Annotated in this window: 13 protein-coding genes and 1 pseudogene; 6 read left to right on the forward strand and 8 right to left on the reverse strand. The window is 67.6% G+C overall.

What is annotated here, in order from left to right:
- Positions 1-296, forward strand: a pseudogene (locus HOQ08_RS11120) (methyltransferase type 11); the annotation flags it as partial.
- A gap of 52 nt (positions 297-348) precedes the next feature.
- On the opposite strand, the gene HOQ08_RS11125 reads toward HOQ08_RS11120, so the two are convergent.
- The gene (locus tag HOQ08_RS11125; protein ID WP_291194574.1) at positions 349-1,695 is read right to left on the reverse strand and encodes an NAD(P)/FAD-dependent oxidoreductase; all 1,347 of its coding nucleotides are present in this window, start codon (positions 1,693-1,695) and stop codon (positions 349-351) included.
- Positions 1,696-2,071: 376 nt separating this feature from the next.
- On the opposite strand from HOQ08_RS11125, the gene HOQ08_RS11130 reads away from it, so the two are divergent.
- On the forward strand, positions 2,072-2,755 hold the full coding sequence (locus HOQ08_RS11130; protein WP_291194577.1) for a hypothetical protein: 684 nt from the start codon (positions 2,072-2,074) through the stop codon (positions 2,753-2,755).
- A gap of 96 nt (positions 2,756-2,851) precedes the next feature.
- Here the strand turns inward: HOQ08_RS11130 and merA are convergent, their stop codons facing one another.
- The 3 genes from merA to merT all read right to left on the reverse strand — a co-directional run bounded on the left by merA (position 2,852) and on the right by merT (position 5,224).
- Entirely contained in the window at positions 2,852-4,510 is a 1,659-nt protein-coding gene (gene merA / locus HOQ08_RS11135) for a mercury(II) reductase (protein WP_291194609.1), read from the reverse strand.
- Between the two features lie 64 nt (positions 4,511-4,574).
- Positions 4,575-4,859 (reverse strand): mercury resistance system periplasmic binding protein MerP, encoded by a 285-nt coding sequence (gene merP, locus HOQ08_RS11140; protein ID WP_291194580.1) that lies wholly within the window; start codon positions 4,857-4,859, stop codon positions 4,575-4,577.
- A gap of 14 nt (positions 4,860-4,873) precedes the next feature.
- A complete protein-coding gene (gene merT / locus HOQ08_RS11145; RefSeq protein WP_291194583.1) occupies positions 4,874-5,224 on the reverse strand; it encodes a mercuric ion transporter MerT in 351 nt (116 codons plus the stop codon).
- Positions 5,225-5,292: 68 nt separating this feature from the next.
- On the opposite strand from merT, the gene merR reads away from it, so the two are divergent.
- The 4 genes from merR to HOQ08_RS11165 all read left to right on the forward strand — a co-directional run bounded on the left by merR (position 5,293) and on the right by HOQ08_RS11165 (position 8,981).
- Positions 5,293-5,709 (forward strand): Hg(II)-responsive transcriptional regulator, encoded by a 417-nt coding sequence (merR, locus tag HOQ08_RS11150; RefSeq protein ID WP_291194585.1) that lies wholly within the window; start codon positions 5,293-5,295, stop codon positions 5,707-5,709.
- A 180-nt stretch (positions 5,710-5,889) separates the two neighbouring features.
- Positions 5,890-6,567, forward strand: a complete 678-nt coding sequence (locus tag HOQ08_RS11155; protein WP_291194588.1) for a haloacid dehalogenase type II — start codon at positions 5,890-5,892, stop codon at positions 6,565-6,567.
- A 32-nt stretch (positions 6,568-6,599) separates the two neighbouring features.
- The gene (locus tag HOQ08_RS11160) at positions 6,600-8,378 is read left to right on the forward strand and encodes a glycoside hydrolase family 15 protein (protein WP_291194591.1); all 1,779 of its coding nucleotides are present in this window, start codon (positions 6,600-6,602) and stop codon (positions 8,376-8,378) included.
- A gap of 264 nt (positions 8,379-8,642) precedes the next feature.
- Complete coding sequence (locus HOQ08_RS11165) at positions 8,643-8,981, forward strand: hypothetical protein (RefSeq protein ID WP_291194594.1); 339 nt, start codon at positions 8,643-8,645, stop codon at positions 8,979-8,981.
- 145 nt (positions 8,982-9,126) lie between these two features.
- Here HOQ08_RS11165 and HOQ08_RS11170 read toward each other — a convergent pair whose 3' ends face one another.
- From HOQ08_RS11170 to HOQ08_RS11185, 4 genes are all read right to left on the reverse strand, one after another.
- Positions 9,127-9,798 (reverse strand): ChrR family anti-sigma-E factor, encoded by a 672-nt coding sequence (locus HOQ08_RS11170; protein WP_291194597.1) that lies wholly within the window; start codon positions 9,796-9,798, stop codon positions 9,127-9,129.
- Positions 9,786-10,331: a sigma-70 family RNA polymerase sigma factor gene (locus HOQ08_RS11175; RefSeq protein WP_291194600.1), complete on the reverse strand. Its 546-nt coding sequence runs from the start codon at positions 10,329-10,331 to the stop codon at positions 9,786-9,788. Before HOQ08_RS11175 ends, HOQ08_RS11170 begins: the two co-directional genes overlap by 13 nt.
- A 605-nt stretch (positions 10,332-10,936) precedes the next feature.
- The gene (locus HOQ08_RS11180; RefSeq protein WP_291194603.1) at positions 10,937-11,413 is read right to left on the reverse strand and encodes a spore coat U domain-containing protein; all 477 of its coding nucleotides are present in this window, start codon (positions 11,411-11,413) and stop codon (positions 10,937-10,939) included.
- Positions 11,410-13,695: fimbria/pilus outer membrane usher protein (locus HOQ08_RS11185; protein WP_291194606.1), on the reverse strand; the 2,286-nt coding region annotated here is incomplete at its 5' end. The genes HOQ08_RS11180 and HOQ08_RS11185, both read right to left, overlap by 4 nt.

Below are 13,695 nucleotides of genomic sequence, written 5' to 3' on the forward strand. Positions count from 1 at the left end.
TCGAATCGGTCACCTGGCGGGCCTTCAGGATGCCGCTGGAGGATCGCTGCGAGGACTACGGCCAGGTGGCCACCTACCTCGGCACGATGCCGGCGCATCCGCACCGGTTCGTGCTGGACGACCACCACCTGTTCGAAACCGGCCGGCCATTGCGCGTGTGCGGCAATACCGCAGACATGCTGTCGGGCTCGCGCTACGCCCGCCATTTCGACGTGCTGGGCAACAAGGAGACCCACTTCGGCTTGTTCGATTGCACGCCCGCCAGCGCGGCCGCTGCACCACCCAGTTGTTGCTGACCGTGCGCCGCGCGACCGACCACCTGGCGAGGACAGCAGGCGGTAGCGCCCGTCAAAGCATCGAGCCGATATCGGATGCGCCGGTCGGGTAGGCGAACATGGTGGTTTTCAGGTCCTCCGCGGTATGTCCGTGGCGGATCGCGAAACCGAATACGTTGATGACCTCGTCCGCATGCGGTCCAACCAGGTGGGCCCCGAGGATGCGGTCGCTCGCCTCTTCCACCAGCACCTTGAATCCGTACACCGGTTCGGCTGCTTCGCGGGCGGTGAACCAGTCCGGGGCCTGCTGGCAGCGCATGCGGAACCCGATGCCCTGCTCGCGCGCCTGCTGCTCGCCGAGCCCGACGGCGGCGATCGGCGGAAGGGTGAACGCCACGCTGGGCACGCCGCGGTAATCCGGTTGGCGGTGGTTGCCCTCGAGCAGGTTGGCGGCAACGACCCGGGCGTCGTGGCTGGACACCGGGGTCAGCGGCGGGCCGCGCTGCGCCGCATCGCCTGCGGCATACACCGCCGGGTTGGACGCGCTTTGCAGGTAATCGTTCAACTGGAGGCGGCCCTGGTCGACCGCGACGCCGCCCGCCTCCAGGTCCAGCATGCCGAAGTCCGGCTTGCGTCCGGCCGCATGCACGACCAGGTCTGCCTCCACGCTGAGCTTGCCGCCGCCATGGGACGCGTGCACGGTGAATCCCTGGTCGGTCCGCTCGATGGCCTGCACCACCGTTTGCGTGCGCACGTCGACGCCCAGCGTCCGGAACGAGGCCATCAGCCAGTCCACCGGCTCCGGTTCGAAATGGGCCAGCATCCGCTCGCCGCGCTGCAGAATGGTCACCGTGGCGCCCGCCCGCGCGGCGATGTGGGAGAACTCTGCGGCGATGTAGCCGCCGCCGACCAGCACGATGCGGCGGGGCAGGGTTTCCAGCGCCATGAAACCCTCGTTGTCGACCAGGTGGTGTTCACCGGGAATGCCGAGCTTCACCGGCTCGGCACCCGAGGCCAGCAGCACGTGCCGGGCCTCGATCGCCTGGCCATCGATGGCCAGGGTGTTCCTTCCGGCGAACCTGGCGCGGCCGTGATAGGTGTCGATGCCCTTGTCGCGATAGCGGCGGTCCATCTTCTCCGGCACCGGATCGGTGAAGCTGCGCTTGAACGTCATGAGCGGCGGCCATTCGATGTGCACGTCGCCCGCCACGCCGTTGTGCCGCATGCGGTGTGCGTAGTCGTAGGCGGCGGCGCCGGAACGCAGCATCTTCTTCGGGTCGCAACCGCGTAGCGCACACGTGCCGCCATAGGGACGGTAGTCGGTCACGGCTACCCGCCATCCGGCCGCGCGCACCCGCATGGCGGCTGTCATGGCGGCTGTCCCTGCGCCGATCACGAGCAAATCGTAGGACTGGGTCATCGCAGGTTCTCTCCGCCAGCAGGCACCCCGGCGAACATTGTCAGTTTCGCGTGAACCCTTTCCGGCTTTTCACGCCTCTTGTAAATCGAGACCGCGCGTCTCGATCACACCAACCCTTTGGAGAATTCCTCATGAAGAACCCCATGAAGATGGCTTCGCTGGCCGTCCTGACCGCTGCCATTGCCGCTCTGCCGGCCGCCGCCGGCGCCATGCCCGTCCATGGCAAGTGCAGCGCCAAGGCAAGCATGCACAAGTGCGGTTCCAGGTGCTCCGCCCGGATGGGCAAGTGCGGTGCCAAATGCCAGGCCAAATGCGGCGCGAAGTGTGCGCCCAAGTGCGGGGCCAAGTGCGCTCCGAAGTGCGGTGCGCACCGCTGATGCGCACGGCGTTGCGCCGGCGGCAGTCCCATTCTCCTGCGGGCGACCCAGGGGCCGCCGGCCAACGCCTCCTTGCCACCTACGCCGAGCTGGCCAGGCGCGAGGATCACTTGCTCGCGGGACTCTTCGGCGACCAGCCGGTGCGGCAGTGGGAGCACTATCCGGAAGACGATGCGGTCGACCGCACCAGCGGCTTCCAGTGGTTCTATCACTCCCATGCGCCCGAGGATCGCGGCCCCGCACGGGAACATGGGCACATCCATCTGTTCGCCCGGCGGCCGTTGTGGGTGCACCGCATGCGCTCGCGGGCCGAGCAGGCCTTCGCCGACCTGACCGGAAGACCGTCTGCCCGGGTCCGCACGCGGCACCTGCTGGCGATGGGCTTGGACGCCAAGGGCATTCCGATCAGCCTGTTCACCGTCAACAGCTGGGTCACCGGCGATCTGATGCTGAGCGGCGCGAGCACCATGCGCCTGCTGCGGTCCCTGCGGCTGGATACCGGCCAGCCGCATGTCGATGCGGTCCTTGAAAGTGTCATCCGGCTCTGCGACGCGGAGATAGCGCAACTGCTTCGGGACCGGGACGAGGTCCTGGCCCGGCACGCGCCGGAACGCGTGCTGGCTGACGAACGCCTGGAGATCCTCTCCAGCATGCCGCTGGACCTCGACGCGAAGCTCGCCTGACCGAATAGGAGCCTTGGCTGGCAGCGACTCAGCGGTGCTGCGTAACCCGCGCGAGGCAGAGCCATGCCGCGCGTGGTCTTGCGGACTTCGGCGCGATCACCCCGCGCAGCACGACAGCTGCGTGACGTCCTTGCTGAAGGTCTGCGCGCACAACTTCAGCCCTTCCACCATGGTCAGGTAGGGAAACAGCTGGTCGGCCAGATCCTGCACGGTCATGCCCGCCCGCAGCGCCAGGGCGGCGGACTGGATGATTTCGCCAGCCTCGGCGGCGACCGCCTGCACGCCCAGCAAACGGCCGGAATCCATCTCCGCGACGATCTTGACGAAGCCGCGCGCGTCGAAGTTGACCAAAGCACGCGGCACGTTGTCGAGCGTGAGCGTGCGGCTGACGGTAGCGATACCCCTGCGCTGGGCCGACGCCTCGGACAAGCCGACGGTGGCGACCTGCGGATCGGTGAACACCACCGCCGGCATCGTGCCGAGATCCAGCGCCGCGTCGCCGCCGGTCATGTTGATCGCGGCGCGGGTGCCGGCAGCGGCGGCCACGTAGACGAACTGTGGCTGGTCGGTGCAATCGCCGGCGGCATAGATGTGGGCTGCACTGGTGCGCATGTGGTCGTCCACCATGATGGCGCCGTTCGGGTTGCGGGCCACGCCAGCCGCCTCCAGGTTCAGCTCCCGCGTGTTGGGCGAACGGCCGGTGGCCTCCAGCAGGCGATCCGCGCGCAGTTCGCCGGCGCTGGTGCCGAGCAGGAACTCCCCGTCGACACGGGCGATCGCGCTGGCCTGCGTGTATTCGAGCACGGTCAGGCCTTCGTGCTCGAAGGCGGCTCTGATCGCTTGGCCGATGGCCGGATCCTCGCGGAAGAACAAGCTGCTGCGCGCCAGCACGGTGACCTGGCTGCCCAGCCGGGCGAAGGCCTGGGCCAGTTCCACCGCCACCACCGACGAGCCGATGACCACCAGCCGCGGGGGGATGATGTCGCTGGCCAGCGCGCTGGTGCTGGTCCAATAGGGCGTGTCCTTCAAGCCCGGAATCAAGGGAATCGCCGGGCTGGCTCCGGTGGCGATCAGGCAGTGATCGAACGCCAACGTCTGCTCGCCACCGTTCTCCAGGTGCACTTTGAGGTTGTGCGCGTCGGCGAACTGCGCCTGACCGCGAATCACCTGGATGTTGGATTTGGACGCCAGGATGCCCTCGTACTTGGCGTGGCGCAGCTCGTCGACGCGCGCCTGCTGTTGAGCCAGCAGGCGGGTGCGGTCGATGACGGGGGCGGTGGCGCTGACACCCTGGTCGAACGGACTGGCGGAGCGCAGATGAGCGACGTGCGCCGCCCGAATGAAGATCTTCGAGGGCACGCAACCGACGTTGACGCAGGTGCCGCCGATGAGTCCGCGTTCGATCAGCGTTACCTGGGCGCCCCGGTCGGCGGCCTGCAACGCGGCAGCCATGGCGGCACCCCCGCTGCCGATGATGGCGACCCGGAGTGGTCGGGCCGTTTCCATGTCCTCCAGAGGGCTGCAGGGCGAAGGTGCCCGCGGTGCGCCGGTCGCCGAGATCGCTTCGACGGCACGATACGGTTCCGGAAGCGCCGCGTTGATCGCCCTCGGATTTAGCGCCGTCTGTGCCCAGATGCGCGCGATGCCCTGCGGATAGTCCACCGCCGCCTTGCTCACGCCACGGATGCCCTTCAGCGCATGCTCGACGTGCCGCGCGCAGGCGGCACAGGTCATGCCGGATATGTTCAGTTCGATCGTTCTCGGGCCCACGTGGATGCCTGCAAGGGAAAGGTCGCTGCTGCGCAAGCAAGTCGCCGTATTACGGCTGGATGGTGGAGGGATAGCCCGCGTCCCCGGTCGCCTTGGTCAGCGTATGGAGGCTGGCCTTGCGATCGTCAAAGGTGACCATGACTTCGCGCTTGGCAAAGGCCACTTCGATCCGCTGGACCCCATCGACCCGGGCAAGCGCTTTTTTCACGGTGATCGGGCACGCGGCGCAGGTCATGCCCGGCACGAACAGCGTGGCGGTTCTCGTGGCGGCCCATCCCGGCACGGCCGCGATGCTGGCGAGCGCGAAGGCGAAGGCGGCAATCGTTCGTTTCATGGCAAGAATCCTCGTCAATAGAACAGGGGCACGACATAGGGAAAGCCGAGTGCGACCAGCACCAGCACGACCACCAGCCAGAAGATCAGCTGGTAGGTGCGCCGCACCCGTGGAATGGCGCATACCTCGCCCGGCCTGCAGGCTTGCGTCGGACGGAAGATGCGTCGCTTGGCCAGCCATAGCGCGACGATGGCCACCGCGATGAAGACGGGCCGATACGGTTCCAGCAAGGTCAGGTTGCCGATCCAGGCCCCGCTGAGGCCGATCGCGACCAGGACCAGCGGCCCCAGGCAGCAAGTGGAAGCCAGCACGGCGGCCACGCCGCCTGCCAGGAGGATGCCGCGGGTTCGCTCGGGGGGTGCCATCGGTCGCCTGCCTGCCGTTCGTGTTGATCGGAGGTAAGCTTCCGACCGTACTCAGGTACGGAGTCAACATGCCAAACACGCTGACCATCGGACAACTCGCCGCCGCCGCCGACGTGCACGTCGAGACGATCCGTTTCTATCAACGCCGCGGACTGCTGGCCGAGCCGGCACGTCCGCTGGGCGGGATCCGCCGTTACAGCGAGAGGGACGCGCAACGCATCCGCTTCATCAAGCACTCGCAGGCGCTGGGATTCTCCCTGGACGAGGCTGCCGAATTGCTGGCGCTGGACGACGGCCGCCACTGCCAGGACGCCCAGGTCATCGCCTCACGCAAGCTGCTCACCGTGCGAGAGCGGCTCGGGCAATTGCGGCGGATCGAGCGCCTGCTCGCCAAGCTGGTGACGCAGTGCCAGTGCAACCCCGGCACGGTGCGTTGTCCCCTGATCGCGGAACTGGGCGCGCATCCCGTCAAGGCTGCGCGGTAGCCACGGTCGGCGGCAGACTGGAGGAAGCTGCGCGACTTTATGGTGGCCTGCGCCGCAGGTATTCACCGCGTGCCGACCGCACTGGCGTGAACCTGCGGCGATGCCTCGACGCCCATGCGCAGCTGTTGCGGGCGGATCCATACCGCACTGCGTGCACGGGCCAGCCATGCAGGGTCCACCATGAAGAATCGCATTGCCGCCGTCGCGTTCGACATCATCGAAACGGTCTTCTCGCTCGAGCGCTTGCGCGAGCGCCTGGTCGCCGCCGGATTGCCGCCTCCGACGCTGGAAACGTGGTTCGCGCAGACCCTGCGCGACGCCTTCGCGCTGGAAGTGACCGAGGTCTACAAGCCGTTCCGGGAGGTGGCGTCGGCTACCCTGCAGGCGCTGCTGGTCGAGCATGATCTGCCGGCGGATAGGAGCCGGATCGACGGTGTCCTCGACGGCTTCGCCACGCTCGCGCCGCACCCGGATGCCAAGGCGGCATTCGCGCGCCTGCATGCGGCCGGCATACGCATCGTCGCGCTCACCAATGGAAGTGCCGAGAACACCGGCAAGCTGCTGCACGACGCGGGGCTAAAGCCGTTCGTCGAGCGCGAAATCGCGGTCGCTGACATCGGCCATTGGAAACCTCGGCAGGCGGTGTACCTGCACGCGGCCGAGAGCCTGGATCTGGCGCCGGCGGAACTCGCGCTGGTGGCGGCGCATCCCTGGGATATCCATGGCGCCGGTCGCGCCGGACTGGTGACCGCCTTCGTGGCGCGCGGCAAGCCGTTTCCCGCCACGATGATGGCGCCCCATATCACGGCGGACCGCCTGGAACAGGCCGCCAGCCAGCTGGTGGCCGTGAACGGATAGCAGGCGCAGGCGGCCCACCGGGAGCGCGTTGGATGGACGAGGCAGCAAGGCAAGACGACGGCATCCGCGGGCTGGGCATGATCGGCGACCGACGCACGGCGGCGCTGCTGGACCGGGAAGGCGCGATCGTCTGGTATTGCCCCCAACGGTTCGACCGGCCCAGCCTGTTCGCCGCTCTGCTCGATGCGGAAGGTGGGGCATGGCGCATCCACGTGCCCGGCGCCCGGTCTGCCCGCCGCCGCTATCTCGCAGCGAGCGGGATCATCGAGACCGTCTTCCGGGCGGGCGGGGCCGAAAGCACGGTGACCGACTTCATGCCGGCCGGGCAGGGCGCTCCTGCGGGCCTGCTGTGCCGGCGGTTTGCGGCGATGCCGGGCGGCATGCGGTCAGTGTTGCAGCCCCGGCCGGACTACGCCCGAGAACCGGTCCGGCTGGTGTCGCGGGAAACCACCGTGCTGATCCAGGAACGCTGGCATCTCCATGCGTCGCATCCGCTCCGCGTGGCTGGGGACACCGTCCATTTGGACCTTCCTCCGGGGACGGATGGCTGGGCCGTGCTGTCCGACCTGCCGCTGGCACCTTTTGGAACGGCCCAGGTCGATGCCTGGCTGGCCGCTACCCTGGCGTATTGGCATGCGCTGTCCGCCGGGGACTCCCGCAATGGCCCATACCAGCGCGAGATGGCCGATTCCCTGCGCGCGCTGCGGCTGCTGACCCACGAAGCGAGCGGCGGCATCCTGGCGGCGGCCACCACCTCGCTGCCGGAAGTGCCGGGTGGCCAGGCGAACTGGGACTATCGCTATGTCTGGCTACGCGACGCCGGCATGATCGTCAGCGCGCTGCTGCGCGCGAGCGGCGATCTGGCCGAAGGCGAGCGTTATCTCGGCTTCATCTGTTCCTCGCGGGGCCGCTCCTCGCACTACCCCGTGCCCGTTTTCGCGGACCTCGATTCGGTGAGGGCGCCCAGGAAATCCTCGCTGATGCTTGCGGGTTACCGCGGCAGCCGGCCGGTACGCGTGGGCAATGGCGCGCGCGACCAATTGCAACTCGATGGCTTCGGCAATGTGCTGCTGGCGGCCAAGCTCATCTATCAGCGCAGCGACGCGCGTCCGCACTGGGACACGGTCGCCGCCATCGCGGATTTCCTGAGCAGCCACTGGCACGAGCCGGACCACGGGATATGGGAGGAACCGGTCACGCGCCAGTACACCGTCGGCAAGGTCATCGCCGCCTGCGGGCTGGACTCGGTGGCCGAGTTCTCCCCCGACCGCGGGCAGGCGCGTCGCTGGCGCGCGGCCGTCCAGGACATCCGTGCCTTCGTGGCAAGCCATTGCCTCACCTCCGAAGGCGCCTATGCCGCCTATGCCGGAAGCGAGGCCGTGGACGTTTCCGCGGCATTGTTCCCCGTCTGGGCCTATTGCCGGCCCGATACGTCCGAAATGCTGGCGACCATGGCTGCGCTGGAGCGGGATTGCTCGTTCCGGGGCGAACTCTACTGGCGGCACCTGGAGTGCACCGATTCGGGCAAGGAAGGAGCCTTTCTCGCCGCGACCTTCTGGGTCGCCCAGTACTGGGTGATGCGCGGCGCATGGGACCGCGTCCGCCGGATTCTCGATGCCGGCCTGGCCTTTGCGAACGACCTGGGCTTGTTTGCGGAGGAGGGCGATCCCCGCACCGGCCTCATGCAAGGCAATTTCCCGCAGGCCTTCGTGCACGCCGCCTTCATCGGGGTGGTCACCGACCTCATGACGGCACGGGCAAACGGCATGCCCCCACCGCAGGACATGCACCGTGGGAGCGGCTGCCAGTGACGCGAGCCGCCCTGGAGCCCGGCGAATGCCGAAGCGAGCACCAGAGCGGTGCGATGCATGCGCGGCAGGCGGCCAGGACGGAACAGGGACGACATCGGGCGCCAACGGGACGCCATGCTTTGGTCGTCTTGAGCTGCCGATGTCTCACCAGCAAGCGGAACACGCCTCCTAATGGCTACACCGCGATTTCAATCCTTCTACACAAGGGCGGGCGCACGCTCTGGCTGGATTTCCTTACCGCCGGAGGCAACTATGAAAAGGCTCATGCGTAAACCATTGGCAGGCACGCTTGCTGTCCTGCTCCTCGCGCTGACGAGCGGCACTCTGGCTTGGGCACAGAGCACGACGCCGACCGACAGCGCGCACGACACCGACACCATGGGTGCGATGCACGCCGGACACGGCGACATGAACGGCATGCACAAGAACATGATGGGCATGCATGCCATGCCGGCGACCGTGAGCTCGGTGGACAAGCAGACCGGCTTGGTCGAGGTGAATGCCGAGGGCATGCCTCTGAAGGTGCACTTTCCCGCTGCCGCCGTGGCCAATCTGAAGATGGGCGACAAGATCACCTTGCATATGGGTTACAGCAAACCATAGCCTCGCTCGCTGGCATGGCCTTCGTGTCATGGGCTTACTGGCGGGGCGATGTTCGCCGTCACCCCGCCGGTCACCAGGCTGTTGAAAAAACGCCACGCCATGTATGCCGTGGCCGGGAAGTTCCTTGGCAACTTCGCCAGGCCTGCTAGGCAACGAACAGGGGTTGCAGTGCCTGCGGGGAGCATCCCTCGCAGTGCAGGTCGCCATCCAGCCCGACGATACAGATGCAAGGCATGTCCGACGCCATGACCGGCCGATGCCGGTCGTCGGTTCCCAGTTCCGCCAGGTCGCCAGCGGAGAAACGGCCGAATTCGTCGTCGTAGGCGCCTTGAAGGACGCAGGTGAATTCGCTGCCGTGATGCCCATGCATCGGTATGCCTTCGCCAGGCGCTACGCGCAGCATCAGCAACGTGCCCTCACCGATTCCGGCGCGGATTCCCTGCATTCCCGCCGCCATCCACCGCCAAGGCAATCCGGCCAGCGAGCGACCGAAATACGGGTGCAATGGCACCGGCAGCGTGTCGGGGCCGACCGCCGCCGCGTCCTCGAACGACCCGAGAGCGGGCGCGGCCGAGCTGGCGCATGCGTCGAGCCGCGCGAGCATGGCTTCCCGCGCGCCGGCGGGCGGCGCCGCCTCATGCTGGAGGGCGATCAATCCGCCGCCGATGCGCTCAGCCATGCGCAATTGGCGGCGGCACGCCATGCACATGCTCGAGTGCGTCGTGGCGACGATCGCGAGTGCCGCGGGAAGCGCCCCTGCCGCATAGCTCAGCAACGTCGCTTCGCCCAAGTGGTGCCGAGGGTTCACCGCTTGCATGTGAGTTCGGCTTGCAGCTTGAGGAAGGCATGGCGCAGGTGTGACTTGACCGTACCCAGCGACACGCCCAGTTCACTGGCGATGGCCTGTTGACTCTTGGCCTCGAAGTAGGACATGCGGATCACGCGCGCCTGGATGCCCGGCAACTGCTGGATAGCTTGATGGATGATGGCTTCTTCCGCGTAGGATTCGGTTCCGGGCGGCCACTGCCCATCGACCGCGCCGTCCAGGTCGTCCAGATATTCCTGGGCCATGCGCCAGGCCGGCTCCCTGCGCACCCGATCCAGATGCAGGTTGCGGGCGATACGAAATATCCAGGTTTCCGGATTGCTGCGGCCTGGATCGTACTGCTGGGCCCGCTGCCACACGCGCAGCAAGGCTTCCTGCGTCAGCTCCTCGGCCAGCGCGCCGCCGACACCCAGGCCCAACAGGTAGCGCCGCACGCGTGGCGCGAAATGGTCATAGATGCGCATGAAGCTGTCGCGGTCGTGCCGGCACGCCACCGCTTCCAGCTGGGCAGTCCAATCGTGCATCGCGGCGCTGGGTGGATTCTGCAAAGCTTCCGCAACCTCGGTGGACTTGCCAGTGATCATTCGGCACCCACTCCGTCCGTACTCCCGGCGTCATGCTCCACGGCTGGTGCGCCAATTCGCGTCAATGGATGTCTGCCATCAAGCATCGCTCGATCCCGGTGCACTGACGCCGTGCTCAGCAGGCTGGCTCGCGATGCCTGGCACCGGACAGTTGCCTGTTGGCTGGTGTCCGAACGGGCCCGGGGTCGCCTGTTGCACGATGTCTCAGGTTCCCCGGCATGCGAGGCAGACTGGTCCGTGCCCTGACCCTTCCGCTTTCACCAGCGGATTTCCTGGGCCCAGCCCATGATCGTCTGCTCCATCTGGACGGGTCTTTCGATAACGGCGGCGCACGGCGAGCGCGTCTGACCGCAGCGCCTCTCCCAAGGCCAAGCCGCCAGCCTTGGGATGCATCGAAGCTGACAGATGGGCGGTGGTAGGCGGGTGAACAAAGGGTGGCTTAACCGATCTTTTGGTTTGCGCGGGGCTCGATCAGCCGAGCGCCGGATATGCGGCAGCGAGATCAGTGGCCAGGAGTCGCAACCTCATGCGAGCGCCGGTCGCCCTCAATAGGTGAGCGTCACCGTTATCGAATCGCTGTAGGAGCCGGCATAGGGGTTCTGACCTGCCGGCATGCTTCCATAGACCGTGTAGCCGACATTCGTGCCGCTTCCGCTCACGGTGGTGCTGCCGCCGTTGCCGTCACCCCACACGCTGACGTGGGCGGTATCCGTGTACAGGTTGTAGGAGAGCGGATGCGAGCCGTTCTGCATGGTTCGCGACGTGAAGCTGCCCGTGAGGCCGGCGTTCAGTGCGATGGTGAAGGGGGCGCTCACGTCGCACGTCACGGTGATGTGCCCCACGCTGTCCAGGTTCTGGCTGCTCTGGAAGTCGTAGCTGCCGAAGCTGACGCCCTGCACGCTCAGCCCGCAGGTGGCGGCCGCCAGCGGCGTGGCCGCGAGCGCGGCGGCCACGCCGAAGACTGCTCGGGCCCAGCGCCGGTTGAGCTGGCAACGGGGGTGGCGAGGGGTGGGATGTTTCATGGGCGCACACCTTGGCAGCTCACGGGGCCGATGCGGGGTAGCGGATCGCTGGTATGGGGAAGCGCCACGGTCATGGCGCAGGACTGCCCGTGCCAGCTTGCGTGAAGCTTGTCCGAGGCACCGAGGCCGGTAAGGTAGGCTTCGCCCTGGTAGCCCACCGGGAAGGGCGTGGCGTTGCCCTCCACGGTGATGGTAGCGCCGGCGGGAAGGAAGCTGCCGTCATCGAGTTTGACCACCACCACGGCGCCGTGCGCAGCCTTCACCGGGAAGGTCAGCGCCACCGCGGCGTGGGCGTAGGGCACGGCGTCCAGTTGCAGGCCCTGGATGTCGGCATCCAGCGGCAGGTCCGCCTGCTCGATCCGGATCGGGTTGCGCTGATAGGGACGCAGTCGGGGCACCATCGCATAGCCCTTCGCATCGGTGACCGCGACCGCCTGGTTGTCCGCATAGACGCGCACGTGGGAAAAGCCCGGTACCTGCACGACGGCGAAGCTCTGGTCGATGTGGCGGCTGGCAAAGATGCCGCCGTCCAGCAATGCGAATCCGCCTTGCACCGAGGCTTGGTACGCACGCTGCCCCCGGCTCTGCGCGGCGCCGAAGGTGTAGGTGCCCACGTCGTTCTGCAGGGTGAGCTCGGCCAGGCTGGGATCGCGCGGCGACAGGCCCGCCTGCATGCGCCAGCCGGCACCGCTGCCGACGGGAAGGTTGTGCTGGTACTGCAGCGTGCCGCTGGAGGAGCCGGCGCGGGTCTGGCCGTTGACGCTCACGCTGTCGGCGGTGCCCAGCGGTACCGTGAACAACAGCGACACCAGGGTGGAGCCGTCGCTGCCCAGGAAGCGCAGGGCCGAGAGGCTCAGATAGCCCATCCGGCCCAGGCTGCGGCTGTAGCTCGCTCCCAGCAGGTCCACGCCGCTGCGCTCGCGGAAGTCCTGGCGCGTGTAGTTCACGCCGAAAGAGCCCAGCCTGACGGTGCCCACGCTGACGTACGCGGAGGTGGTCTGCTTGGGAGGCCGGGCCGGTGCTTCGTAGCCCAATTGGCTGAAGCCGGGCGTGGTGAACTGCGAGTTCGCCCCCCAGCTGAGGAAGTTGGATTGCCGCTGGAAACCCACTTCCAGCAATCCGCCCCGGCCTCGCGGGTCGCGGCTGCCGGCGGCCGAAAGGGTCAGGCTGCCCAGGTCGCCCAGCAGGAAATCGCCGCTCAGGCCCAGCGTCTGCTGGTTCTGCAGTACCTCGGCGTGGACTTCCCCGGTGAAGTTGTCGGTCAGGCCCCGCCGTTCGGTAGCTATCGCCACGGGCCTGCCATAGTCGTTGCTGGAGAAGCCGTAGTTCCTGCGCTCGAAGCCGAGTTCGTAGGAGTAGGCGCGCAGCCCCTTGGCGAGGATGTCGCCGCTTGCATAGAACGGCTGGGAGATGACTTGCTCGCGGCCGAGCAGGTCGCGCACGACCATGCGCATCTCGCCGGCGCCGGTGACCACGGGCATGTCCTGGATGGTGAACGGGCCGCTCGGTACCTCGCGGCGCAGGCGCAGTACGTCGTTGACGTAGTAGTCGACCGTGGAGGGCGCGGCCGCGACGCCGCCCACGGTCGGCAGCGGGAAGGTCACCAGGGTGGGCCGCGTTGCGAAATTGGTCGCCCACTGCACGCCGCCCATGCGTACCGCGCGCCCCCACGCGCTCGCGCCGGTGATGGTATCGCCCAGGCGCAGGCTGGCCATCCGGTCCGGTTCGTCGCGCGTCCAGGTGGTGTCCAGGCGAATGGTGCGCGTGCCGCCGCCGGTGTCGTGCGCCAGCAGGGTGTTGGTGCCGCTGCCCAGGCGCCCGAACAAGCCGGTTTCGAGCAGCGCGCTGGTCGAAGTGGGCCCCCGGCTTTCGCGCCCGGCGAAAACGTCGTAATTGAGGTAGGCCCCCGGCGGCGAAGGCGTCGGCTGGTCGGTGCCCAGGGACAGACCACTCAGGTGGCTTTCGGCCATCGACGTGGCCGGCACGCCGATCGACAGCACGCCATGCACCGGGTCGACCCGATAGGTGAGGCCCTTGATCGCGGAAAGCGGACAGTAGGCCTCGCCGCCGTGCTGGAACTGCCCGGTGCAACTGACGTCGAGCCGCCACTGCTTCAGGTCCTCGTTCCGTACGTAGACGGCGCCATGGCCGTCCTGCAGGACCAGCGTGGTGTCCTGTGGCGTGCCGTTGACGTGTACCTCGAGCCAGGCTTCGGCGACCCCCGGCCCCTGGTTCGGGGCAGGCGCCGGCGTAGGCACGGCGGGACTCGGTGTGGGGGCGGG

Origin of the sequence: Frateuria sp. (genome assembly GCF_013362045.1) — a bacterium.
Classification (GTDB): domain Bacteria; phylum Pseudomonadota; class Gammaproteobacteria; order Xanthomonadales; family Rhodanobacteraceae; genus Frateuria_A.